Annotated in this window: 25 protein-coding genes; 17 read left to right on the forward strand and 8 right to left on the reverse strand. The window is 65.6% G+C overall.

Going from position 1 to position 23498, the window contains the following annotated elements; translation table 11 throughout:
- Window positions 1-7 precede the first annotated feature (7 nt).
- Window positions 8-931, reverse strand: a complete 924-nt coding sequence (locus EN818_RS06705; RefSeq protein WP_095804623.1) for an SMP-30/gluconolactonase/LRE family protein — start codon at window positions 929-931, stop codon at window positions 8-10.
- A 132-nt stretch (window positions 932-1063) separates the two neighbouring features.
- On the opposite strand from EN818_RS06705, the gene EN818_RS06710 reads away from it, so the two are divergent.
- The 3 genes from EN818_RS06710 to EN818_RS06720 are packed head-to-tail and all read left to right on the forward strand — an operon-like array spanning window position 1064 to window position 4760.
- A complete protein-coding gene (locus tag EN818_RS06710) occupies window positions 1064-2557 on the forward strand; it encodes a sugar ABC transporter ATP-binding protein (protein WP_129553677.1) in 1494 nt (497 codons plus the stop codon).
- Window positions 2558-2566: 9 nt separating this feature from the next.
- A complete protein-coding gene (locus EN818_RS06715) occupies window positions 2567-3649 on the forward strand; it encodes an ABC transporter permease (protein ID WP_129553676.1) in 1083 nt (360 codons plus the stop codon).
- 13 nt (window positions 3650-3662) lie between these two features.
- Window positions 3663-4760, forward strand: a complete 1098-nt coding sequence (locus tag EN818_RS06720) for a substrate-binding domain-containing protein (protein WP_129553675.1) — start codon at window positions 3663-3665, stop codon at window positions 4758-4760.
- A 62-nt stretch (window positions 4761-4822) separates the two neighbouring features.
- Here EN818_RS06720 and EN818_RS06725 read toward each other — a convergent pair whose 3' ends face one another.
- From EN818_RS06725 to EN818_RS06735, 3 genes are all read right to left on the reverse strand, one after another.
- A complete protein-coding gene (locus EN818_RS06725) occupies window positions 4823-5842 on the reverse strand; it encodes a LacI family DNA-binding transcriptional regulator (protein ID WP_165349980.1) in 1020 nt (339 codons plus the stop codon).
- A 48-nt stretch (window positions 5843-5890) separates the two neighbouring features.
- A complete protein-coding gene (locus EN818_RS06730) occupies window positions 5891-6925 on the reverse strand; it encodes an L-idonate 5-dehydrogenase (protein WP_129553674.1) in 1035 nt (344 codons plus the stop codon).
- Between the two features lie 70 nt (window positions 6926-6995).
- Complete coding sequence (locus tag EN818_RS06735; RefSeq protein ID WP_129553673.1) at window positions 6996-7943, reverse strand: 2-hydroxyacid dehydrogenase; 948 nt, start codon at window positions 7941-7943, stop codon at window positions 6996-6998.
- A 79-nt stretch (window positions 7944-8022) separates the two neighbouring features.
- Here EN818_RS06735 and EN818_RS06740 point away from each other — a divergent pair, with 79 nt between their 5' ends.
- The 5 genes from EN818_RS06740 (at window position 8023) to EN818_RS06760 (ending at window position 12952) form a co-directional block, all read left to right on the forward strand.
- Entirely contained in the window at window positions 8023-8778 is a 756-nt protein-coding gene (locus EN818_RS06740) for an SDR family oxidoreductase (protein WP_129553672.1), read from the forward strand.
- Window positions 8747-9283 (forward strand): gluconokinase, encoded by a 537-nt coding sequence (locus tag EN818_RS06745; RefSeq protein ID WP_129553671.1) that lies wholly within the window; start codon window positions 8747-8749, stop codon window positions 9281-9283. The genes EN818_RS06740 and EN818_RS06745 overlap by 32 nt, the downstream gene beginning before the upstream one ends.
- Entirely contained in the window at window positions 9280-10167 is an 888-nt protein-coding gene (locus tag EN818_RS06750; protein WP_129553670.1) for an NAD(P)-dependent oxidoreductase, read from the forward strand. Before EN818_RS06745 ends, EN818_RS06750 begins: the two co-directional genes overlap by 4 nt.
- The gene (locus tag EN818_RS06755; RefSeq protein WP_095804632.1) at window positions 10164-10505 is read left to right on the forward strand and encodes a hypothetical protein; all 342 of its coding nucleotides are present in this window, start codon (window positions 10164-10166) and stop codon (window positions 10503-10505) included. The genes EN818_RS06750 and EN818_RS06755 overlap by 4 nt, the downstream gene beginning before the upstream one ends.
- A 116-nt stretch (window positions 10506-10621) precedes the next feature.
- The gene (locus EN818_RS06760; RefSeq protein WP_095804633.1) at window positions 10622-12952 is read left to right on the forward strand and encodes a response regulator; all 2331 of its coding nucleotides are present in this window, start codon (window positions 10622-10624) and stop codon (window positions 12950-12952) included.
- 78 nt (window positions 12953-13030) lie between these two features.
- Here EN818_RS06760 and EN818_RS06765 read toward each other — a convergent pair whose 3' ends face one another.
- The 3 genes from EN818_RS06765 to EN818_RS06775 all read right to left on the reverse strand — a co-directional run bounded on the left by EN818_RS06765 (window position 13031) and on the right by EN818_RS06775 (window position 15589).
- Entirely contained in the window at window positions 13031-13846 is an 816-nt protein-coding gene (locus EN818_RS06765; RefSeq protein ID WP_245420297.1) for a lytic transglycosylase domain-containing protein, read from the reverse strand.
- A gap of 49 nt (window positions 13847-13895) precedes the next feature.
- A complete protein-coding gene (ispG, locus tag EN818_RS06770) occupies window positions 13896-15146 on the reverse strand; it encodes a flavodoxin-dependent (E)-4-hydroxy-3-methylbut-2-enyl-diphosphate synthase (protein WP_095804944.1) in 1251 nt (416 codons plus the stop codon).
- Window positions 15147-15409: 263 nt separating this feature from the next.
- On the reverse strand, window positions 15410-15589 hold the full coding sequence (locus EN818_RS06775; protein ID WP_095804635.1) for a YdcH family protein: 180 nt from the start codon (window positions 15587-15589) through the stop codon (window positions 15410-15412).
- Between the two features lie 237 nt (window positions 15590-15826).
- Here EN818_RS06775 and EN818_RS06780 point away from each other — a divergent pair, with 237 nt between their 5' ends.
- Window positions 15827-16030, forward strand: coding sequence for a YdcH family protein (locus EN818_RS06780; protein ID WP_095804636.1), 204 nt, complete (start codon window positions 15827-15829; stop codon window positions 16028-16030).
- 22 nt (window positions 16031-16052) lie between these two features.
- On the opposite strand, the gene EN818_RS06785 is transcribed toward EN818_RS06780, so the two are convergent.
- On the reverse strand, window positions 16053-16853 hold the full coding sequence (locus EN818_RS06785) for an IclR family transcriptional regulator (protein ID WP_095804637.1): 801 nt from the start codon (window positions 16851-16853) through the stop codon (window positions 16053-16055).
- Between the two features lie 166 nt (window positions 16854-17019).
- Here EN818_RS06785 and EN818_RS06790 point away from each other — a divergent pair, with 166 nt between their 5' ends.
- From EN818_RS06790 to EN818_RS06825, 8 genes are all read left to right on the forward strand, one after another.
- On the forward strand, window positions 17020-17850 hold the full coding sequence (locus EN818_RS06790) for a transporter substrate-binding domain-containing protein (protein ID WP_207210082.1): 831 nt from the start codon (window positions 17020-17022) through the stop codon (window positions 17848-17850).
- 106 nt (window positions 17851-17956) lie between these two features.
- A complete protein-coding gene (locus EN818_RS06795) occupies window positions 17957-18622 on the forward strand; it encodes an amino acid ABC transporter permease (protein ID WP_095804639.1) in 666 nt (221 codons plus the stop codon).
- Entirely contained in the window at window positions 18622-19272 is a 651-nt protein-coding gene (locus EN818_RS06800; protein ID WP_095804640.1) for an amino acid ABC transporter permease, read from the forward strand. Before EN818_RS06795 ends, EN818_RS06800 begins: the two co-directional genes overlap by 1 nt.
- Window positions 19273-19276: 4 nt before the next feature.
- Entirely contained in the window at window positions 19277-20086 is an 810-nt protein-coding gene (locus EN818_RS06805) for an amino acid ABC transporter ATP-binding protein (protein WP_095804641.1), read from the forward strand.
- A 67-nt stretch (window positions 20087-20153) separates the two neighbouring features.
- A complete protein-coding gene (locus EN818_RS06810; RefSeq protein ID WP_010911960.1) occupies window positions 20154-20615 on the forward strand; it encodes a RidA family protein in 462 nt (153 codons plus the stop codon).
- 17 nt (window positions 20616-20632) lie between these two features.
- Window positions 20633-21838, forward strand: coding sequence for an aminotransferase class V-fold PLP-dependent enzyme (locus EN818_RS06815; protein ID WP_095804642.1), 1206 nt, complete (start codon window positions 20633-20635; stop codon window positions 21836-21838).
- Window positions 21839-21927: 89 nt separating this feature from the next.
- Window positions 21928-22425: a 5-(carboxyamino)imidazole ribonucleotide mutase gene (gene purE, locus EN818_RS06820; protein ID WP_095804643.1), complete on the forward strand. Its 498-nt coding sequence runs from the start codon at window positions 21928-21930 to the stop codon at window positions 22423-22425.
- Window positions 22422-23498, forward strand: a complete 1077-nt coding sequence (locus EN818_RS06825; RefSeq protein ID WP_095804644.1) for a 5-(carboxyamino)imidazole ribonucleotide synthase — start codon at window positions 22422-22424, stop codon at window positions 23496-23498. The genes purE and EN818_RS06825 overlap by 4 nt, the downstream gene beginning before the upstream one ends.

Consider the following 23498-nt stretch of genomic DNA (forward strand, 5'->3'; position numbering starts at 1 on the left):
CCTGACTTCATCCGCGCCCGGCGGCATTCGCCGCGACGAACACCGCATAAAGCGACTGCCGCGCGGTGATGAACAGGCGGTTGCGCTTGGGGCCGCCGAAGGTCAGGTTGGCGACCGTCTCGGGGATGCGGATCTTGCCGATCAGCGAGCCGTCGGGATCGAAGCAGTGGACGCCGTCGCCGGCGCCCGCCCAGATGCGGCCGGCGGTATCCACCCTGAATCCGTCGAACAGCCCGGCCGAGCAGGCGGCGAAGACGCCGAGCTCCTTGAGCGCATTGCCCTCGACGGCGAACTTGCGGATGTGCTTCGGCCCATCCTTCTGGTGCGTGACGCCGGTGTCGCCGACATAGAGGACAGTCTCGTCCGGCGAGAAGGCAAGGCCATTGGGCTTGGCCATCGTGGAAACGACGCGCGCCACCGCGCCCGTTGCGGGGTCGGCGCGGTAGACGTGACAGCCCTCGATTTCCTGCTCGGCCCGGTCGCCCTCGTAGTCGGTCGCGATGCCGTAGGGCGGATCGGAAAACCATACCGTTCCGTCCGAGCGCACCACCACATCGTTGGGCGAATTCAACCGCTTGCCCTCGAAACCGTCTGCGATCACCGTAATCGAGCCGTCATGCTCGGTCCGCGTCACCCGCCGCGCCCGATGCTCGCAGGTGACCAGCCGTCCCTGCGTATCGACCGTGTTGCCATTGGCATTGTTGGCCGGCGCGCGGAAAACCGAGACCACGCCGCTGGTGTCGTCGTAGCGCATGATGCGGTCGTTCGGGATATCGGAGAAAAGGAGATAGCGGCCGGCGGCGAACCATGCCGGACCTTCGAGCCAGCGGCCCCCCGTCCAAAGCCGCTCGACCGCCACATGACCGACGAAACAGCTCTCGAACCGCTCGTCGAGAACCTCGAACCCAGTGCCGTCAATGTCGCCGAACATGGCTGTCTCTCCGCAAAATCGGTTCATCGATAGCCGTCGCCTCGCCCCTTTTTCAAGACTTGACCTGCAAAAATGTTAGCGATAACATCCGCGCCAATTCAATCCGTCTGCTTGGCTTGGGAGGAGCCAAAAATGCGGCCCAAGCTCATCGAATTCATCGACATCTCCAAGCGCTTCGGCGGTACGCTGGCGTTGAAGTCGGTGTCGCTCGACATTCACGAGGGAGAGATCGTCGCGCTGCTTGGCGAGAACGGCGCCGGCAAGTCGACGCTGATCAAGACGCTCGCCGGCATCCACAAGCGCGACCAGGGCACGATCCGGTTTCGCGGCGAGGACTATCATCATCGCCCGCCGAGCCCCAGCCTGCCACAGAAGGTCGCCTTCATCCATCAGGACCTCGGTCTGATCGAATGGATGACGGTGGCCGAGAATGTCGGCATGGCGCAGGGTTTCTCGCGCCGTTCCGGCCTGATCGACTGGCGCGACACCGAACGCCGCGCCGAGCGCGCGCTGGCGCTGGTCGGCTGCGCTTTCGATCCGGCGACACGCGTCCAGGATCTGTCGCGAACCGAAAAGTCGCTGGTCGCCATCGCCCGCGCCCTGGCCACGGAAGCGGATGTCCTGGTGCTCGACGAGCCGACGGCCAGCCTGCCGGCGGACGAGGTCGAGCGGCTGTTCGAGGCGCTGCGGCCGCTGCGCGAGCGCGGCGTCGGCATGATCTATGTCTCGCACCGGCTGGACGAGGTGTTCCGCATCGCCGACCGGGTTGCGGTCATGCGCGACGGTCGCATGGTCGCGGTCAAGCCGGTCGCCGAGACCACGCCGCAGGAACTGGTCGACCTCATCGTCGGCCGCCCGGCGCACCAGATGTTCGCCAAGTCGCGCTGGCAGGAGGGGCCGGAGCGGCTCAAGGTGGAAAATCTCACCTGCGGGAGCGTCGGCCCCATCCGCTTCGAGGCCCGGTCCGGCGAACTGCTTGGCCTAGTCGGCCTGCGCGGCGCCGGGCAGGAAGCCGTCGGCCGCGCCTTGTTCGGTGCCGAGCACTTCGAGGGCACCGTCCTGCTCGACGGCAAGCATCTCGACCTGTCCTCGGTCGGCGCGGCCCTTGCCGCCGGCGTCGGGCTGATTGCGCGCGACCGCACCGAGGAGTCGGTGGCGCTGTCGCTCTCCGTGCGCGAGAACATGTACCTCAACCCGTCGGCCATCGGCCGCGGGCTTTTCTCCTTTATGAAGCCGGCGCGGGAGAGTGAGCTAACGCGGGAGCTCGGCACCCGGCTGGGGCTGCGGCCCAACGACCCGCATCTCCCGATCGAGGCGCTGTCCGGCGGCAACCAGCAGAAGGTGGTGGTCGGCCGCTGGCTGGCGACGGAACGCAAGCTCTTGATCGCCGAGGACCCGACGGCGGGCGTCGATGTCGGCGCCAAGGCCGAAATCTACCGGCTGATCGCGGCCGCCGTCGAAGCCGGGCTGGCGGTCATCGTCGTCTCCACCGATTTCGAGGAGGTCGCGCATATCTGCCATCGCGCACTGGTCTTCTCGCATAACCGCATCGTGCGCGAACTGGCCGGCGATGCCTTGACGACGGCTGCGCTCATCAGCGCCGCGTCCGTATCCGAGGCAGCCTGAGGAGGATCCATGAATTCGATCAAATCGACGGCGCTGGAGCCGACCCGCTCGGAACTCTCGGGCCTGAGCGCCAGCCAGAAAGCGGCGCGCTACCTGCCGGTCTACGGTCTGCCGATCCTGACGCTGCTTTTGATCCTGCTCTTCTCGCTGCTCCTGCCGCGGACCTTCCCGACCCTGCTCAACCTGCGCTCGATCATTTCCGACAAGGCGATCATCGCGCTCCTGTCGCTGGCGGCGATGATCCCGATGGCCTCGGGACGCATCGACCTGACGGTCGGCTACGGCATCGTGTTGTGGCACATCCTCGCCATCAGCCTGCAGACCGCCTTCGGCGTGCCCTGGACGCTTGCCGTGCTGATCGTCATCCTGCTCGGCGTGCTCACCGGCTTCATCAATGGCCTGCTGGTCGAGGTGGCACGCATCGATTCCTTCATCGCCACTCTCGGCACCGGCACCGTGCTCTATGCCTTGGCCATGTGGTACACGGGCGGGCGTCAGGTCGTCGGCGTGCTTCCCGACGGCTTCCTCTCGCTCAACGGCACGATGCTGTTCGGCCTGCCGATCACCGGCTACTACGTGGTCGCGCTGGCACTCGTGATGTGGCTGGTGCTCGAATACATGCCGCTCGGCCGTTATCTCTACGCCATCGGCGCCAATCCGAAGGCTGCAGCGCTCAACGGCATTCCGGTGCAGAAATTCGTCATGGGCGCCTTCGTCGCCTCCGGCGCGCTGACCGCGCTTGGCGGCGTGCTCCTGGCGTCCAAACTCAGGATCGGCCAGGCCAGCGTCGGCCTCGAATACCTCTTGCCGGCACTGGTCGGCGCGTTTCTCGGCTCGACCACCATAAAGCCCGGCCGCGTCAACGTCTGGGGCACGATCGTCGGCGTCGTCATCCTCGCCGTCGGCATTTCCGGCATCCAGCAGTTCGGCGGCTCGTTCTGGGTCGAGCCGCTGTTCAATGGCGTCACGCTGCTGGTCGCGATCGGTATTGCCGGTTACGCGCAGCGCCGCCGCGGCGCGGTCGTGCCGCCCCCCGCATCCACCAGCCAACCAGCCACTAGCCAACCGACAACGACATCCAACAACGCTTAATGGGAGAAACGATATGCAGCGCAGAACAGTCCTTCAGCTTGGCGTCGCCTGCCTGGCGCTCGGCATTGCCTCGCCGAGCCTGGCCGACCCGATGGCCGACGCCAAGGCGGTCGTCGACAAATACGCCAGCAAGGTCGAGAAGTGGGATGGACCGACGACCGGACCGAAGGGCGCTGCCGGCAAGACAATCGTCGTGCTCGGCGCCGACATGAAGAACGGTGGCATCCTCGGCGTCACCAAGGGCGTCGAGGAAGCCGCTGCTGCGCTCGGCTGGACGGTCAAGACGCTTGACGGCGCCGGCTCGATCGGCGGCCGCACCGCGGCCTTCGGCCAGGCGCTGGCGCTCAATCCCGACGGCATCATCATCAACGGCTTCGATGCCGTGGAGCAGAAGCCGGCGATGGAGCAGGCCAGGGCCGCCAAGATCCCGATGGCGGCATGGCATGCCGCGCCGACCGTCGGACCGATCGACGATCTCGGCATCATCGCCAATGTCTCGACCGATCCGATGGAAGTGTCGAAGGCCGCCGCCGACTGGGCCTTTGTCGACGCCAAGGGCAAGCCCGGCGTCATCATCTTCACCGATTCCACCTACCAGATCGCCATCGCCAAGGCGGATCGAATGAAGAAGGAGATCGAGGATCTCGGCGGCAAGGTGCTCGAATATGTCGACACGCCGATCGCCGAGACCTCGCAGCGCATGCCGCAGCTCACCACCTCGCTGCTGCAGAAATACGGCGGTCAATGGACGCATTCGCTGGCGATCAACGACCTCTATTTCGACTTCATGGGACCGTCGCTGGCGGCGGCCGGCAAGTCGGGCACCGACGCGCCGATCAACGTGGCGGCGGGCGATGGCTCCGAATCTGCCTACCAGCGCATCCGCTCCGGCCAGTTCCAGAAGGTGACGGTGGCCGAGCCGCTGAATCTGCAGGGTTGGCAGCTCGTCGACGAGCTCAACCGCGCCATGGCCGGCGAGAAATGGTCGGGCTACATCTCGCCGTTGCATGTCGTGACTTCGGACAATGTCGAATTCGACGGCGGCCCGGACAACCGCTTCGACCCGGGCAACGGCTACCGCGACCAATACAAGGAGATCTGGGGCAAGTAAGCGCCATTCGCAGGACAAGCGAGCGGCCGGCGGTCACCGCCGGCCGTTTGTTTTTCCCAAGCTCAGGCCGTGTGGCGCACGATCACCTTGGGCGTCATGCCGACCACCACCCGATCGTCGGCCGCGCGGCGTCCACTGAGCAGGTCGAGCACCAGCTCCGCGACACGCACGCCGATCTCGTGGGCGCCGACATCGATCGTGGTGATCGGCGGCACCGACTGCTCGGCAAGGTCATAGGCGCCGAAGCCGGCGATCGCGACATCCTCCGGCACGCGGATGCCGCGCCGCACGCACTCCATCAGCGCGCCGAAGGCCGAAAGGTCCGACACGCACATCACCGCCTGTGTGTCCGGCCAGCGCGAGATCATCTCGACCATGGCGGCCGCGCCCTCGCGCATCGAGATCGGCGGCACGCCGGACGCAATCACGCGCGACGCATCGAGCCCGCGGCCCTGCAGCGCCGCGACGAAGCCGCGCCGACGGTCCAGGCCGCGCGTGTCGCGCGAGGTGTCGCCGCCGATGAAGCCGAGCCTCGAGTACCCGCGTTCGACGAAATGATCGACCATCAGGCGCCCGGCCTCCGCGTTGGAAAAACCGACGACATGGCCGATCGGATCGGCCGGCAGGTCCCAGGTCTCCACCACCGGGACGCCGGCATTGGCCAGCATCTTGCGGCAGCGCGGCGTATGCCGCCCGCCGGTGACGATGATCGCTTCCGGCCGCCGCTGCAGCAGCTGGCCGACCAGGCGCTCTTCCTCCTCGACATTGTAATCGGTGAAGCCGAGCAGGATCTCCAGCCCGCTGTCGCGCAGGCCCTCGGTCATGCCGCGCACCGTGTCGGCGAAGTTGGCATTGTTGATCGAAGGGATCGTCACCGCGACGAAACCCGACCGCCGCGACGACAGGTTGGCGGCAATGCTGTCGAAGACATAGCCGAGCTCTTCCGCGGCCTTGAGGATGCGGTCGCGCGTGTCGGCGCTGACCGAGGCGTCGCGCTTGAAAGCGCGCGAGACGGTCATGGTCGAGACATTGGCGCGATGCGCGACATCGGCCATGGTCGGGCGTTTTGGCGAAGACTGCATGGCCGTACGTTATCGATATCACATCGGATTGCAACGCATCGCCGCCGCCTATGCGAAAGCGATCTGGACCTTCATCGCCTGGCTGCGGTCGTTGGCGAGCTCAAAGCCGGACAGCGCCTCGCCGCAGGCCACCGTGTGGGTGATCAGCGGCTTCACGTCGATCAGCCCCTTGCGCATCAGTTCGACCCCGACGGCGAGTTCGGGGTGGAAGCGGAACGAGCCGTGCAGCGACAGTTCCTTGGTGGTGATCGCCGTCATCGGCAGCGCCATTTCGCCGCCGCCAAGGCCAAGCTGGACGATCGTCCCGCGCGGGCGCAGCGCCGAGATGCCTTGCGCCAGCGCCGCCGCCGCGCCCGAACATTCGTAAAGGACATCGAATGTTCCCTTGTCGGCAAGATAGGGCGCGAGCCCATCCGGATCGGTTCGGGTGTTGATGGTCTTGTCGGCGCCGGCGCGCATCGCCATCGCCAGCGTGAAATCGGCAATGTCGACGGCGACGATCTCGGCGGCGCCCGCGCGCCGCGCGCTCAGGATCGACAGCAGGCCGATCGGTCCGCAGCCGGTGACCAGCACGCGCTTGCCCAGCATCTCGCCGGCCCGGCGCGTTGCATGCAGACACACCGCCAGCGGTTCGGCCATCGCCGCCTCGGCGGCGGTCAGCCCATCGGCCGGAACGCATTGTATCGCGTCCGCTACCAGCATTTCGCGGAACGCCCCCTGGATATGCGGGAACGGCATGGCGCTGCCATAAAAGCGCATGTTGAGGCACTGGTTGTGCATGCCTTCCCGGCAATAGCGGCAGGTGTAGCAGGGCCGCGACGGCGAGACGGCGACCAGTTGCCCGGTCTCCAGCCCGCTGACGCCGGGACCGATCTTTTCGATGACTCCCGATACCTCATGGCCGAGGATCATCGGCTCCCTCAGGCGCACCGTTCCGAAGCCGCCGTGATTGTAGTAGTGCAGGTCGCTGCCGCAGATGCCGCCGACGGCAAGACGCAGCAGCACCTGGCCCGAATCCGCGTCCTCGACGGCCCGGTCCTCGATACGAAGGTCCTTGGCGGCGTGGATGACGATTGACTTCATGATGAGCGAACTCCTCGAGCAGTTCATGAAAAGGCGCGCAACGGTTTGCCTCGAAACGCGCAAAACATGTCTAGAGCACAGGCGTCAGCAGCGGCTCGCCGGCGAAATGAGCGGCAAGATTGTCGCGCACCAGCTTGCCCATCGCCTTGCGCGTTTCGACGGTGCCGGACGCATGGTGCGGTTGCAAAAGCACGTTGTCGAGCGCCAGGAAGCGGGGATTGAGCTTGGGCTCGCCTTCGAAGACGTCGAGCGCGGCCGAACCCAGCACCTTCTTCTCGAGCGCGTCGAGCAGCGCTTCCTCATCGATGTTGGAGGCGCGCGAGATGTTGATCAGCATGCCGTCCTCGCCCAGCGCTGCGATCACCTCGCCGTTGACGATGTGGCGCGTCGCGGCCGACGCCGCCAGCGTCACGAACAGGAAGTCCGAACGCCTGGCCAGCTTGACCGGATCGGCGACGAACTCCCAATCCGGAGCGAAGTCCTTCGGCGCGACGTCGCTATAAGCGATGTCCATGCCGAACCCGGCAAGACGCTTGGCCACCTCGTAGCCGATGCGGCCGAGCCCGAGCACGCCGGCCCGCCGGCCCCAGACGCGGCGCTTGAGCGGATAGAGCCCATTCGCTGCCCAACTGCCGTCGCGCACCCAGCGCTCGGCGCCGATCATGCCGCGCGACAGGCACAGCATCATGGCGATGCCGAGATCGGCGACGTCGTTGGTCAGCACGTCGGGCGTGTTGGTGACGCGGACGCCCCGTTCCCGGCATGCGGCGAGATCGACCGCATCGAAACCGACGCCGTAGACGGAGACGATCTCCAGCGAGGGGCAGGCATCGATCATGGCGCGGCTCGCGCCCAGTTCGCCGCGGGTTGCGATGGCGCGCACCTGCGGACCGATCTCGGCGAGGAAGGACGGCTTGTCGTCGGCGGCAAAATAGCGATGCACCACGAAGGCCTCATTGAGCGGCGCCTCGTCCCACGCGGGATAGGGTCCAACCTGAAGGATGTGAGGCCGCTGCATCGGTTTTTCGCTCCGCTTGACTTGACAGAAGATGTTATCGATAACATAAGGCGCTCAGCGACGAGAGGCAATTGGAAAAATGTCATCCACTCTGTTCGATCTCACCGGGCGCATGGCGCTCGTCACCGGCTCCTCGCAAGGCATCGGTTTTGCCCTGGCCAAGGGCCTTGCCGACGCCGGAGCCAGGGTGATCCTGAACGGCCGCGACCCGGCGAAGCTCGCTGCCGCGGCCGCTCAAATCCCCCATGCACTCACACTCGCCTTCGATGCGACCGACCATGAGGGGGTCCGGGCCGCGATCGACGCGTTCGAGCAGGCCCACGGTCCGATCGACATCCTGGTCAACAATGCCGGCATGCAGTTCCGCACGCCGCTCGAGGATTTTCCCGCCGACGCGTTCGAGCGCCTGCTGCAGGCCAATATCGCCAGCGTCTTCCACGTCGGCCAGGCGGTGGCGCGCCACATGATCCGGCGCGGCCGCGGCAAGATCATCAACATCGCCAGCGTGCAGACGGCGCTCGCCCGCCCGGGCATCGCGCCCTATACGGCGACCAAGGGCGCGGTCGGAAATCTGACCAAAGGCATGGCGACCGACTGGGCCAGGCACGGGTTGCAGTGCAACGCGATTGCGCCCGGCTATTTCGACACCCCGCTCAACGCCGCCCTTGTCGCCGACCCGGCCTTCAGCGCCTGGCTCGAAAAGCGCACGCCGGCCGGCCGCTGGGGCAGGGTCGAGGAGCTTGTCGGCGCCTGCGTCTTCCTGGCCTCCGAGGCATCATCCTTTGTCAATGGACATGTTCTCTATGTCGACGGCGGCATCACGGCTTCGATCTGACCCGCCGCCGCGCATGGTGGTCATGGGCGTCACCGGGTCGGGCAAGACGACCATCGGCGAAGCGCTGACCCGCGCGATCGCCGCAACCTTTGTGGATGGCGACAAGCTGCATCCCGAGGCCAATATCGCCAAGATGAGCGCCGGCATTCCGCTTGACGACGCCGACAGGTGGCCGTGGTTGGCGAAGGTCGGCGAAACGCTGAGGCGGCAGCCCGCACCGGTCATCGTCGGCTGTTCGGCGCTCAAGCGCGCCTATCGCGATTTCATCACCGAGCGGGCCGGTGCGCCGGTGCTGTTCGTATATCTCGAGGGGTCGCGCGAACTGATCTCGCGGCGCATGCACGAGCGCACCGGCCACTTCATGCCGACCAGCCTCCTCGACAGCCAGTTCGCGACGCTGGAGGTGCCGGGCAAAGACGAGAATGCGATCACGGTCGCGATCGACGCGCCGCTCGAAAAGATTGTCGCGGACATAACGTCCAGATTTGAGGAGCGGCCGTCATGACCAACATAGTCGCGCTCATCGGCGCCGGCGCCATGGGCGGAGCGATCGGCGAACGCCTGCTTGCCACCGGCAACCGGCTCTTCGTGTTCGACCTCGACACCGCCAAGGTGGAAACGCTGGTTGCCAGGGGAGCCAGCGCCGCGGCCAGTGCGGCCGCGGCCGCCGCTGCGGCCGACTTCGTCATCCTCAGCCTTAATTCCGCGGCGATCGTACGCCGCGCCGTGTTCGGCGATGGCGGCGTCGCCGCCGGCGCGAAGCCCGGCACGCTGATCGTCGACATGTCGTCGATCGACCCTGACGCCACGCGCCAGCTGGCGGTGGACGCCGGCGAAAAGGGTCTGCGCTGGGTCGACTCTCCGCTCTCGGGCGGGGCGCCGAAAGCCCTCGTCGGCGAGTTGACGCTGATGGCCGGTGGCAAGGCGGAAGATGTGGCGGACGCGCACAAGGTGCTCCGCCATGTCGCCAGCAACTACACGCATATGGGCCCGGCCGGTGCGGGGCAGACGACGAAGCTGATCAACCAGGTGCTCTGCGCGCTGAATTTCATGGCCGTGGCGGAGGCGACGCGGCTGGCGCTCGACGCCGGCGTCGACGCGCTGAAGATCCCGCAGGCGTTGAAGGGCGGCCGCGCCGACAGCGCCATCCTGCAGGAATACCTGCCGCGCTTCGCCACCCGCGACTACCGCCGCACCGGCCGCATCGACAACATGGTGAAGGATCTCAACGCCGCGCAGGATCTGGCGCGGCGCACACATACGGCCATGCCGCTGACGGCGCTCTGCGCCGAGGTGCATCGCCTGCTGACGGCCGCCGGACTGGGTGGCGAGGATCAGGCTGCTTTGATGGAATTTTTCCGGCGCAACGACGAGGAGAAGAACACATGATCACCCGCTATGCGCTGTTTGAGGGCAAGGTCAAGCAAGGCCAGATCGAGGCGTTCCGCAGGGACGTGATCGAGACCATCCTGCCGAAGTGGAAGGCTTTCCCGGGTGCGCTCGATGTGCGCGTCAGCTTCGCCGAGAAACGCGACGATGGCGCGCCGGAATTCCCGCTGATCCTGGCGATCAACTATCGCGACATGGCAGCTGTCGACGCGGCTCTCGCCAGCCCGGTACGGGCCGAGTCGCGGGCGGCGACCGAGGCAGTGCTGGCCAAATATTTCGAAGGCCGCATTCACCATCACGTCACCATCGCCAACGAGTTTCCCCTGGCGGCGGATTGATGGTGCCCAGAAGCCTTGAATTGGGAGGCAGGAGAGGCGGCAGCGCGAACGAAATCTTAATGTAAATCAAGCGTAATCCCGACCATTCAAATGATGCGTATTGGTTGGGGTTGCGCATGCCGGAATATTCCTCCTTCCTCCGGTCGATCCGGGTCCGCTATGTCTCGGGCCTGTTGATCTTCGCGCTGGCTTCCGCCGCCGTGATGTTCGCCCTCAATCGCGTGAACTCCTTCCGCCACGACGTCGATACGCTCAGCGGCAATTTCGTCATCTTCGCGCGCGACCTGCGCAACGCCACCAATTTTGCCGAGACGACCAGCACTGCCTGGCGAGCCGAGACACGCGACGCGTTGACCACGGCCGCGCGCGGCCATTCCGAACGCCTGACCAGCGAGATCAATATTCTCACGGCGGAGCTTGCCGCTATCAGGCCGCGCCTGTCGAAGAACACGGTCAACGCGCTCGAGTCCGCTTCGGTGAACGGCGATCTGTTCTGGTCGGCACGCGACATGGTGCGCAACTTCAATCTTATGTCGACGGCGCAGAAGGTCGATGAGTGGAGCTACCGCGAGATCCGCAACCAGAACGACCTGTTCGCCCAGCCGATGCTGGTGCGCGTGCGCACCGCGCTCGATGACGAGCGCCACCTCGCCGACGCCTCCAGCGACCGGCTGCTTTTGTGGGCGAGCGGCCTTCTGTTCGCCGTGCTCGCCATAGCCGCGTTCTGGATCTTCCGGCCGATGGAAAGGGCGATCCGCCGCGCCTTCGCCGAGACCGCTGCATCGCTGTTCAAGGCCGAGGCGGCCGACCGCGCCAAGTCCGAGTTCCTCGCCAATATGAGCCATGAGATCCGCACGCCGATGAACGGCGTGCTGGGCATGGCCGAGCTTCTCGCCAAGACCGAGCTGACGCCGCGCCAGAAGACCTTCACCGACGTCATCGTCAAATCCGGCAATGCGCTGCTCACCATCATCAACGACATCCTCGACTTCTCGAAGATCAATGCCGGCCAGCTCACACTCGACCCCGCCCCGTTCCGTCTTGCCGAAGCGGTCGAGGACGTGGCGACGCTGGTGTCGGCACGCGTCGCCGAGAAGAACCTCGAGCTCATCGTGCGCGTCGACCCGCACCTGCCGGGCTTCGTCGTCGGCGATGCCGGACGTTTCCGCCAGATCGTCACCAACCTGCTCGGCAACGCGGTGAAGTTCACCGAGAAGGGACATGTCTTGATCGATGTCGGCGGCAATGTCGTCGACGGCGTGGTCCAGCTCAAGGTGCGCGTCGAGGATACCGGCATCGGCATCCCCGCCGAGAAGCTGCAAAGCGTGTTCGAGAAGTTCGCGCAGGTCGACGGCTCCTCGACCCGCCGCCACGAAGGCACCGGCCTCGGCCTTGCGATCGCCGCCCGCCTCGTCGACCTGATGGGCGGCAAGATCGGCGTCGAAAGCGAGATCGGGCGTGGTTCCGTGTTCTGGTTCGCCGTGCCGCTGCCGGCGCACAACCAGGATGCGCGCGACGAGATCGTGCCGGTGGATGTCACCGGCGCGCGTGTGCTGGTCATCGACGACAATCCGGTCAACCGCGAAATCCTGCTGGAACAGCTGAGAAGCTGGAGCTTCGACTGTGCGGCGGCCGAAAGCGGCGCTGTGGGCCTCGCTTTCCTCGACCGTGCCTGCCAATTGGGCGCTTCGGTCGACTGCATCATCCTCGATTACCAGATGCCCGGCATGAACGGCGCCGATGTCGCCAAGGCGATTGCCGCCGACAGTCGCCTCGCCGGCATTCCGGTCGTGCTGCTGACCTCAGTCGACCAGATCGATTTCGGCAGGATGGTGATCGATTTCGGCATTGCCGCCCATCTCACCAAGCCGGCGCGCTCGGCGGTGCTGCTCGGCACCGTGATCTCCGCCATCCAGAAGGCGCGCACGCAGGCCGGCAGGGCGCATTTCGTGCGCGAGCCGGTTGCGATTCAGGCCGCGCCCCCGGCCTTTACCGTCATCCGCGGCCCGGCGGTTTCGGTGCCCTCGGCTCCGGAGACCGTCGCCCCGGGCGGCCCGATCGACATCCTCATCGCCGAGGACAATGAGGTGAACCAGTTGGTCTTCGGCCAGATCCTCAACGGCCTTGGTCTCAGCTACCGCATCGCCGGCAATGGCCGCACGGCGGTAGAGATGTACCGCTCGCTGCGGCCGCGGCTGGTGCTGATGGATGTCTCGATGCCGGAGATGAACGGCTACGAGGCGACGCGCGCCATCCGCGCCATCGAGCAGCAGAATGGCGGCCATACGCCGATCATCGGCGTCACCGCGCATGCGCTGAAGGGCGACCGCGAAAAATGCATCGAGGCCGGCATGGACGACTATCTGCCGAAGCCGGTCTCGCCCGACCGCCTCGGCGCCAAGATCGGCACCTGGCTCAGCGAAACGGTGGCAGCGAAGAGAGCGTGAGGCGCTTCTGAAGGAGGCGACCGACGACCCACCGCCGAGTTCCTTCGACAGCGTTTCTAATATTTTGTCGCAGGCGTCCTACCGGTTGCGCATCACCACGCAGGCGCCGCCGACGCCGTGCAGCTTATTGCAGATGCCGTTGGCCTCGGCCCTCGTATCGGCGCCGATCCTGACCGCATAGATGCCGCGCCGGCCGATCGGCGTGCGCACCCGGCTGACCACCGGATCGTGGTTGGCAAGCAGCGCCGGGAAGCGGCCGCGCACCCTGAGCCACTGGCCGATCGCCGCCGAGCGCCGGAAATTGCCGGCCACCTGCACGCCCCATGGCTTGACGTTGATCGACGCCATGGCGACGGTCTGCGACATGATCACCGGCAGCCTGCGGCAGGCGACCGCGAAGCTCATCTTCGGATCGAGTGGCCGGATGGTGCCGTCGTAGGCGGTGTCCGAGAACTTGTCGACCGGCTCGCCCATGATGTCGAAGACATAGCTTTCCGTCTCCATCGGCAGGAAGCCGCCGGAGGAGAGCCAGCGCGACACGCGGTTCTCGCCCGCATTGTAGGCGGCAGCCGCAAGGCCGAGATTGCCGTAGCTGACCTTCATCTCGGCGAGATATTTCGCTGAAGCCGGAATCGCCTGCCCGATGTCGAAGGGATCGGCGAGCCCGCGCAGCTTGGCGGTGCCCGGCATGAACTGGGCGATGCCTTCGGCGCCCACCGGGCTCACCGCGTTGGGGTCGAAGCGGCTTTCCTTCCAGATCAGCCTGGCAAAGAAATCCTTGGGCAGACCGTTCCTGACGGCCTCGCCCTCGATCAGGTCGCAGACGCGGCCGATCAGCCTTTTGGCGGCCGAATGTGACTGCGGCGGATCGGCGAACGCCTCACCGGCCGACATCAGCGCGCAAGTCAGGATCAGTGCCGCCCCGAACAAGCGTCGCATCGGCCTACTCGGCCGCTGCTTTGCCGTGTCCGTACCTCTGCTCGATATAGTCGGCGACCATCTTCTCGAAATCCTGGGCTATCGACGGTCCGCGCAAGGTCGCCGCCTTCTTGCCGTCGATGAAGACCGGCGCCGTCGGCGTCTCGCCGGTGCCCGGCAGCGATATGCCGATATCGGCATGCTTGGATTCGCCGGGACCGTTGACGATGCAGCCCATCACCGCGACCTTGAGGTTCTCGACGCCGGGATATTTCTCGCGCCACACCGGCATGTTCTTGCGGATATCGGCCTGGATGCTCTGGGCCAGTTCCTGGAAAACCGTCGACGTCGTGCGGCCGCAGCCCGGGCAGGCGGCGACGATCGGCACGAACTGCCGGAAGCCCATGGTCTGCAGCAGTTCCTGCGACACCTGCACCTCGCGGGTGCGGTCGCCGTTCGGCTCCGGCGTCAGCGAAATGCGGATCGTATCGCCGATGCCCTGCTGCAGGAGAATGCCCATGGCGGCGGATGATGCGACGATGCCTTTGGTGCCCATGCCGGCCTCGGTGAGGCCGAGATGCAGCGCGTGGTTCGAGCGCGTCGCGAGCTCGGTGTAGACGGCGATCAGGTCCTGCACGCCGCTGACCTTGGCCGACAGGATGATCTTGTCGCGGCCGAGCCCGATCTCTTCCGCCATCTCGGCCGACAGGATTGCCGACTGCACGATCGCCTCGCGCGTGACCTCCTGCGCGGTGAGCGGAGAGCCCTGCGCCTGGTTCTCGTCCATCAGCCGGGTCAGGAGCTCCTGGTCGAGCGAGCCCCAGTTGACGCCGATGCGCACCGGCTTGTCGTATCGGATCGCCATTTCGACGATCGCCGCGAACTGGCGGTCCTTCTTGTCCTTGAAGCCGACATTGCCGGGATTGATGCGGTATTTCGCCAGCGCCTCGGCGCAGGCCGGGTGATCGGCGAGCAGCTTGTGGCCGATATAATGGAAATCGCCGACCAGCGGCACATTGACGCCGAGCCGCGCCAGGCGCTCCTGGATGCGCGGCACCGCAGCGGCGCTCTCGTCGCGATCGACGGTGATGCGCACGATCTCCGAGCCGGCACGATGCAGCGCCGCGACCTGGGCAACCGTCTGGTCGACATCGGCCGTATCGGTGTTGGTCATCGACTGCACGACCACCGGCGCGCCGCCGCCGACGACCACGCCGCCGACGGAAACGCCGACCGAAGCCCGGCGCGGGAAGGGAGAAGAGAAATATCCGGTCATGCCGGCCGCCTTCATCTGGAAGTTCCGGGCATGAGGTGGAGGAGCAAGGATGGCTTGTCAATGCCGACTGGCAGGTAAGCCCGCAAATCGGCCGCAGTGCTGGGTGTTGAGAATATGTGCCCAATTACGGCACCGGAGGCGTCCAAAGACGCCACCGAGCCGAAACGACCCAAAATCCGAAGTAAGAACCCAAGCTCCGGCGGCTGAGACGCTACCGGAGGAGGACTGCGCCGCAGGGGCGCGGGGTGTTGCCTAAAGGAGCTTCAGTGTGCCGTCGGTTTTGCCTTCAGCTTTTCAATCTCGTCCTTGATTGCCAGCTTGCGCCGCTTGAGATTCACGATTTCGAGGTCGTCCACCGACGGATGGTTCATGGCGTCGGTGAGTTCGCGCTCGATGTCGCCGTGCTTCCGCTGCAGCTCATCAAGATGGGACGCAAGAGACATGATTGGTTCTCCCTTTCATGGTTTCCTCGATTGCAGCCATCACAAGGCAACGTCCACCGCAGGCTCGCTACTGTGACGGCATGATGACAGTCTGCCACCATCCGATCTCGATGTCGAATGCCGCGTGGTAGCATTCCACGACAATGTGAAATGTGATATCAGCGGCGCGCCGGTCACAAACCCCACCGGCCGCGCTCAACAAGGCCCCTTGGGCGTCGCATTTGCACACGGTAGATAATGTCCGAGCAGGAACAGGCTGAGATACGCCTAGAATTTTCCCGGCTGAAACAGGAACACGCCGATTTCGACGCCGCCATCAATGCGATGATCGCCACAGGCTGTGACCCGCTTCAGATCCAGCGCATGAAGAAAAAGAAGCTGCTCCTGAAGGACAGGCTGATGAGGTTGGAAGACCGCATCATCCCCGACATCATCGCCTGAGCCGCCTCCGGCTTCAGCCGTATCAGGAGATCGAAAGCCGTGCGGCGCGTTCGCGCAGCAGCGCGACCAGTTCGCCCGTTCGTTCTTCCGACGTGTCGATCGGAACCACCAGGCACATCGTCGCCTCGACCTTGCCGGGTGCCGAAAAGACCGGCGCCGCCAGGCATTTGGTGTAGGCGTCGACGAGGCCCGACGTCACGCAATAGCCGGCGACGCGCGCCCTGCCGATGTCGTCGATGAAATCGTCGAGCGATAGCTTGCGCCCATCCGGCAGCACGAGGTCGCCGTCCGAGATCATCGCTTCGATGCGGCTTCTGTCCAGGCCCGCAAGCAGCAGCCTGCCCGACGCCGTCCAGGGAAGCGGTATCTGCAGGCCGGTGGCCGAGCTGATCCGGAACGGCCTCGTGCCCGGACTGGAGTGGACGATCGTGTAGCGGCCGCTCTGCAGCATGCACAGTTCCGAGGTCTCCCCGGTCTCCCGCGACAGCGTGTCGACCTCCTGGCGGCCGCGCCGCAGCAGGTCGTTGCCGCGCATATAGGCCATTCCGTAGAGATAGAGCTTCTTGCCGAAGTAGACGCGGTTGCCGTCGCCGGCCATCTCAAGCAGCCCGGCATCCACCAGGTCGCGCACCAGCGTGTAGGTCGTCGAGCGCGGCGCATTCACCCCCTTTGCCAGCTCGCCGATGCCGATCGCCCGCTGGGTCGCATGCAGGAACTCCAGAATGTGGAGCACCCGATTCATGCCCTTCTCGCGGGAATTGGCCGGCCTTTCCTCGTCCGCCCCGCCAGCCTGCCATTCGGTCAGCGTCTCGCCATCTTGCATTGTCGATTCCTGGTGTTAGTATTGTCTTGTACAACATACATGCGTCTCTTGTAAGAGACAACCGCTTGTCGATCACGGACGCGTGTATGGCTCGCAGGGGAACACAACACGAAGGGAGGTCGCCGTGAACGACGCATCCGGAAGACGTGACTTTTTGAAGCTGGGAATGGCCGGACTGGCAACGGCAGGCGCGCTCACCGCCATCAGTGCCGAGAAGGCGGCCGCGCAAGCCGCGTCCGACAGCGTGCTGCGCACGGCGCTCGACCGCGGCAAGCTGATTGTCGGCACCGGCAGCACGAACGCGCCGTGGCATTTCGAGAACGACGCCGGCGAACTGGTCGGCATGGACATCACCATGGGCCGCATCCTCGCCAAGGGTCTTTTCGACGATCCGACAAAGGTCGAGTTCGTCGCGCAGGACCCGGCGCAGCGCATTCCGAACGTGACCACCAACAAGGTCGACATCACCATCCAGTTCATGACCATGACCGCGCAGCGTTCGCAACTGATCCATTTCTCGCGGCCATACTATGTCGAAGGCGTCGCCCTGCTGACGCTGCCCGGCGCCGAGAACAAGACCTTCGACAAGCTGCTTGCCGCGGGTTCGGCCACGCGCGTCTCGATCCTGCAGAATGTCGATGCCGAAAGCTCGGTGCACTATGCCCTGCCGCAGGCGCAGGTGATGCAGATCGACACCCAGGCCAATGTGTTGCAGGCGCTGGAATCGAAGCGCGTCGATGCCGCGGCGGTCGATCTCTCAACCGTGCGCTGGCTCGCCTCGCGCAACCCCGAGAAATATTTCGACGCCGGCAAGAGCTGGTACTCGATGCTCTACGGCGCGGCGCTGCGGCAAGGTGATCTCGACTGGCTGACCTTCGTCAACCAGACCTTCACCATCGCCATGTTCGGCCACGAGACGGCACTCTACGATGCTGCCTTCAAGGAATATTTCGGCCAGGAGCCGCCGCCGCGCCATCCGGGCTTCCCGGTCATCTGATCAAGCGCATCAGACGGAACCGGCGGAAGGAAACGTCCTTCCGTCGGTTTCTCCTCGACACGGGCCGAGCGGACGATGATCCGCCGCTGGCCATTGAGACGGACGCATGGGCTACACGCTCAACTTCAACCTGATCTGGCGCCATTTCGACAAGCTGTGGGGCGGGCTGCTGCTCAGCCTCGAGCTTGCCGTGATCTCGATCGCCATCGGCATCGTCATCGGGCTGGTGCTGGCCGTCTGGTATGTCTCGGCCGGGCGCGTCGTGCGCGGCATCATCGCGGCCTATGTCGAATTCATCCGCAACGTGCCGCTGATCCTGCTTGTCTATCTCGTCTTCTACGGCCTGCCGACGGTGGTCGACCTCGCCTATAGCGCGCAGACCTCCTTCGTTGCGACGCTTGCGCTCTATAGCGGCGCCTATCTGGTCGAGGTGTTCCGCTCCGGCTTGGAGGCAGTGCCGCGCGGCCAGATCGATGCCGGCAAGGCGATTGGGCTGACACCCTGGCAGCGTCTGCTGCATGTGCGCCTTCCGACGATGATGCGCATCACGCTGCCGGCGCTCTCCAACACCTTCATCTCGCTGTTCAAGGACACCTCGGTCGCCTCTGTCATCTCCGTGCCCGAGCTGACCTACGGCGCGCAGTGGATCAACTTCAACACCTTCCGCATCGTCGAGGTCTATCTCGTGGTGACGGCGATGTATCTGGTAACGGGATACGCCCTGCTCTTCGCGCTCCGCCTGGTCGAGCGCTGGTACAGGACGGCACGCTGATGCTGAGCCAGATCGCCTACGCCCTGCCGTTCCTCGCCCAGGGCTTCGCTCTGACGCTCTGGGTATCCTTCCTGGTCGTGGTGCTGTCGCTGATTGCCGGCGTCGTCCTCGGCGTCGGCCTGGTCTACGGACCGGCGCCGTTGCGCTGGGCGGTGCGCATCTTCAGCGACACCATTCGCGGCATCCCGATCCTGGTGCTGATCTTCTTCGTCTATTACGGCCTGCCGGCGGTCGGCGTGCACCTGCAGTCCTTCTGGGCCGCTGTGCTGGCGCTGACCCTGTTCAAGACCGCGCAGGTGGTCGAATATCTGCGCGGTGCGGTCGCTTCGATCCCGAAGGGCCAGTCGGAAGCGGCGATGGCGATCGGCCTCACCTTCCGCCGGCGCCTTGCCTACGTCATCTTCCCGCAGGCCTTCCGTCGCTTCCTGCCGCCATGGATCAATGGCGTCACCGATGCGGTGAAGGGCAGCGCGCTCGTCTCGCTGCTCGGCATCACCGACCTGATGCAGGCCATCAACCAGGTCATCGGCCGCACCTATGAGGCGATGCCGCTCTATATCCTCGGTGCCCTGCTCTATTTCACCGTCAACTACGCGCTTTCATACGCCAGCCGCCGGCTGGAACAGCGCTTCGCCTTCATTCGGGAATAGGACGATGGCCGCCAATTCGAACGCAAGCCCCGCTCTTCTCGATATCGCCGAAGTGTCGAAATCCTTCGGCTCCGTCGCGGTTCTGCGCTCGGTCAGCCTGCAAGTGGCGAAGGGCGAGGTGGTCACCGTCATCGGACCTTCCGGCAGCGGCAAGACAACGCTGCTGCGCTGCGTCAACTTCCTCGAAAGCTACGACAGCGGCTCGATCCGCATCGACGGCAAGGAGGTCGGCTTTCGCCCCGGTCCTGCTCGCGACTCCGGCGCGCGCCAGCGGCGCAGCGAGCGCGACTTGGCAGCCATGCGCGCCGAGACCGGCATGGTCTTTCAGAGCTTCAACCTGTTCCCGCATCTGACCGCAGCCGGCAATATCATGCTCGGCCTCACCAAGGTGCGCGGCAAGAGCAATGCGGAAGCGCGTTCGATCGCTGAGCATTGGCTGGGCCGTGTCGGCCTCGCCCACAAGGCCGACAGCCTGCCGGCCGAACTTTCCGGCGGCCAGCAGCAGCGTGTCGGCATTGCCCGCGCGGTGGCCATGGAGCCGAAGATCCTGCTGCTCGACGAGATCACCTCGGCGCTCGATCCGGAACTCGTCGGCGAGGTGCTGGCCGTTGTGCGCAGCCTGGCCGAGGACGGCATGACCATGGTGATGGTGACGCATGAGATGGCCTTCGCCCGCGATGCCTCCAGCCGCATCGTCTTCATGGCCGATGGCGGGGTGAGCGCCGTCGGGCCGCCGAAGGAGGTGCTCGCCGCGGAGACCAGCAACGAGCGGCTGCGCACCTTCCTGGCGCGTTTCCGCGCCTCGCATTTTTGACATCGGGTGGCCGAAGCCATTCATTGTGGACATCGGATGGCTGAGACCATCCAAGGAGCCTTCTTCCATGACGCCTTACATCCGGCTCGCCGAACTCGGCCTGACGCTGCCCGAGCCGCCGACACCCATCGCCAACTTCGTCACCCATGCCGAGAGCGGCCGGCTGATCTTCCTCTCCGGCCAGGGACCGCTGCGCGCCGACGGCACGCTCTGCACCGGCAAGGTCGGCGAGGACGTCACCGTCGAGCAGGCCTATGAGCACGCCCGCCTCACCGGCCTCAATCTGCTGGCGGTCATGCATGCGGCTGCCGGCGATCTCGGCCGCATCGTGCGTGTCGTCAAGCTGCTCGGCTTCGTCAATGCGACGCCGACCTTCAGCGACCACCCCAAAGTGGTCAATGGCTGCTCCGATCTCTTCGCCGACGTCTTCGACAAGATCGGCGGCCATGCGCGTTCGGCGATCGGCGTCGGCTCGCTGCCTGGAAACATAACCGTTGAAATCGAAGCGGTGGTCGAGATCGCCGCCTGACATTAGGATCTGCTGCCATGAAGACCTATTCCGACACCGGCTCCAACACCACGATCCGCGAAAGGCTAGGCTTGAGGCCCATCATCAACGTCTCCGGCACGATGACGGCGCTTGGGGCCTCGATCATCGTTCCCGAAGCGATCAGCGCCATGGCCGAGATCGCCTCGCAATGGGTGGAGATGGACGATCTGCAGCGCGCCGCGAGCTCGGTCGTCGCGCGCCTCACCGGCGGCGAGGCGGGCTTCATCACCGCCTGCTGCGCCAGCGGCATCACCATGGCGATCGCAGGCGCCATGACCGGCACGAATCTTTTGGCGATCGAGCGGCTGCCGGACGACACCGAAGGGCTGAAGTCGGAGGTCGTCATCCAGCTCGGCCACATCGTCAATTACGGCGCGCCGATCGACCAGTCGATCCGCGTCGCCGGCGCCAAGGTGGTGCCGGCGGGCACCGTAAGCGTCACGCAGGATTATCACGTACGCGAAGCGATCAACGAGCGCACGGCCGCAGCGCTCTACGTGGTCGCTCACCACACGGTGCAATACGGCATGCTCTCGCTGGAGGAGTTCTGCGAGATCTGTCATGCCAAGGGCGTGCCGGTGATTGTCGACGCCGCTTCGGAATACGATCTGCGCGCCTTCCTCGCGCGCGGCGCCGACATCGTCGTCTACAGCGGCCACAAATTTCTCAGCGGCCCGACCAGCGGCATCGTTACCGGACGCAAGGATCTGGTGCGCGCCGCCTATTTGCAGAACCGCGGCGTCGCCCGCGCCATGAAGGTCGGCAAGGAAAGCATCGCCGGCACCATGGCGGCGCTCGAGGCCTGGGAGAAGCGCGATCACGCCGGCATCCGCCGGCGCGAGGAGGCGGCGCTCAAGCTGTGGAAGGATGCGCTCCAGGACATTCCGGGCATAGGCGCTCAGATCATCCCCGACCCGACCGCCAATCCACTCGACCGCCTGCAGGTGTTCGTGCGTCCGGAGAGCCGCTTCACCGCTGCCGGCCTCGCTTCGGCGCTTGCGGCCGGGTCGCCGCCCGTCATTGTGCGCAACCACGAGGTCGAACGCGGCCACTTCTTCCTCGACCCCTGCAATCTCCATCCCGGCGAGGCCGAGATCGTGGCCGAGTGCTTGCGCGCGGTACTGACTGCCAAGGACCGCCCGGCGGATGCGATGAAAGCGCCGCGCAAGAATTCGAGTGGGGCGCTGCGCTGGCCGGACTAAACTCTCCCCGGGGCGCCACAGCCGCGACAATCCTTGCGGCTGTCGGCGAATTCCGCTAAGGCGCGCCTTTGCCGCCGGGGAGCGATGCATTGACCGATCAGCATGCCGACGTCGCCATCATCATGGGCAGCCAGTCCGACTGGGCGACGATGCGCCAGGCGGCGGAAATCCTGGATGCGCTGGGCGTTCCGCACAAGAAGCTGATCGTCTCGGCGCATCGCACGCCGGACCGCCTTTATGAATTCGCCAAGGGTGCCAAGGCGGCCGGCTACAAGGTGATCATCGCCGGCGCCGGCGGTGCCGCGCACCTGCCCGGCATGACCGCGGCGATGACGCCGCTGCCCGTCTTCGGCGTGCCGGTGGAATCGAAGGCGCTCTCCGGTCAGGACTCGCTCCTCTCCATCGTGCAGATGCCGGCCGGCATTCCCGTTGGCACTTTAGCCATCGGCAAGGCGGGCGCCGCCAACGCCGCCCTTCTCGCCGCCGCGGTGCTTGCGCTCCACGATGACAAGCTCGCCGCCAGGCTCGACGCCTGGCGCGCCGCGCAGACCGCCAAGGTCGCCGCCGAGCCGGCGGATACGCCGTGAGCCTGGTCCCCGGATCGACCATCGGCATCATCGGCGGCGGCCAGCTCGGCCGCATGCTGGCGATGGCCGCCGCTCGTCTCGGCTATCGCACGATCGTGCTGGAACCGCAGGTCGACTGCCCTGCGGCGCAGGTCGCCAATCGCCAGATCGTCGCCGCCTATGACAACCCGGCAGCGCTTGCCGAACTGGCTGCGGCGAGCGCCGTCGTCACCTACGAATTCGAGAATGTCCCAGTTGCGGCGGCCGAGACGCTCGCCACCAAAGTCGCGGTCTACCCGCCGGCCCGCGCGCTCGAAGTCGCGCAGGATCGCGTGATCGAGAAGCATTTCTTGAACGGCATCGGCATCCCGACCGCTGAATTCTGTCCCATCGACAATGACGAGCAGCTGACGGCCGCGCTGAAGAAATTCAGCGGCAGCGGCGTCTTGAAGACGCGGCGCATGGGCTATGACGGCAAGGGCCAGCGCGTCTTCCGCAACATGGAGACGGGCGGCTTTGCCGGCACCTGCGAGGCGATGGGCAATGTGCCGCTGATCCTCGAATCGCTCGTCGCCTTCGAGCGCGAGATTTCGGTGATCGCCGCGCGTGGAATTGACGCAAGCATCGCCGCCTACGACCCGGCCGAGAACGTCCATCGCGAGGGCATCCTGCGCAGCTCGACCCTGCCGGCCGCCATCAGGCCGGATACGGCCGCGGCGGCGAAGGAAGCGGCGGCGAAAATCCTGTCGGCGCTCGACTATGTCGGCGTCGTCGGCGTCGAGTTCTTCGTCCTTGCCGATGGCTCGCTGCTCGCCAACGAGCTGGCGCCGCGCGTTCATAATTCCGGACACTGGACGGAGGCGGCCTGCCTCGTCTCGCAGTTCGAGCAGCACATCCGCGCCGTCGCCGGGCTGCCGCTGGGTGCGCCCAGCCGCCATTGCGACTGCGTGATGGAAAACCTGATCGGCGACGACATGCTGCAGGTCCCGGCGCTGCTCGCCGAGCCTGATCTGATGCTGCATCTCTACGGCAAGGCGGAATCACGCCCCGGCCGCAAGATGGGCCATTTCACCCGGATCAGCCGCCGGGCCTGA

The sequence above is a fragment of the Mesorhizobium sp. M3A.F.Ca.ET.175.01.1.1 genome (assembly GCF_004791945.1).
Classification (GTDB): domain Bacteria; phylum Pseudomonadota; class Alphaproteobacteria; order Rhizobiales; family Rhizobiaceae; genus Mesorhizobium.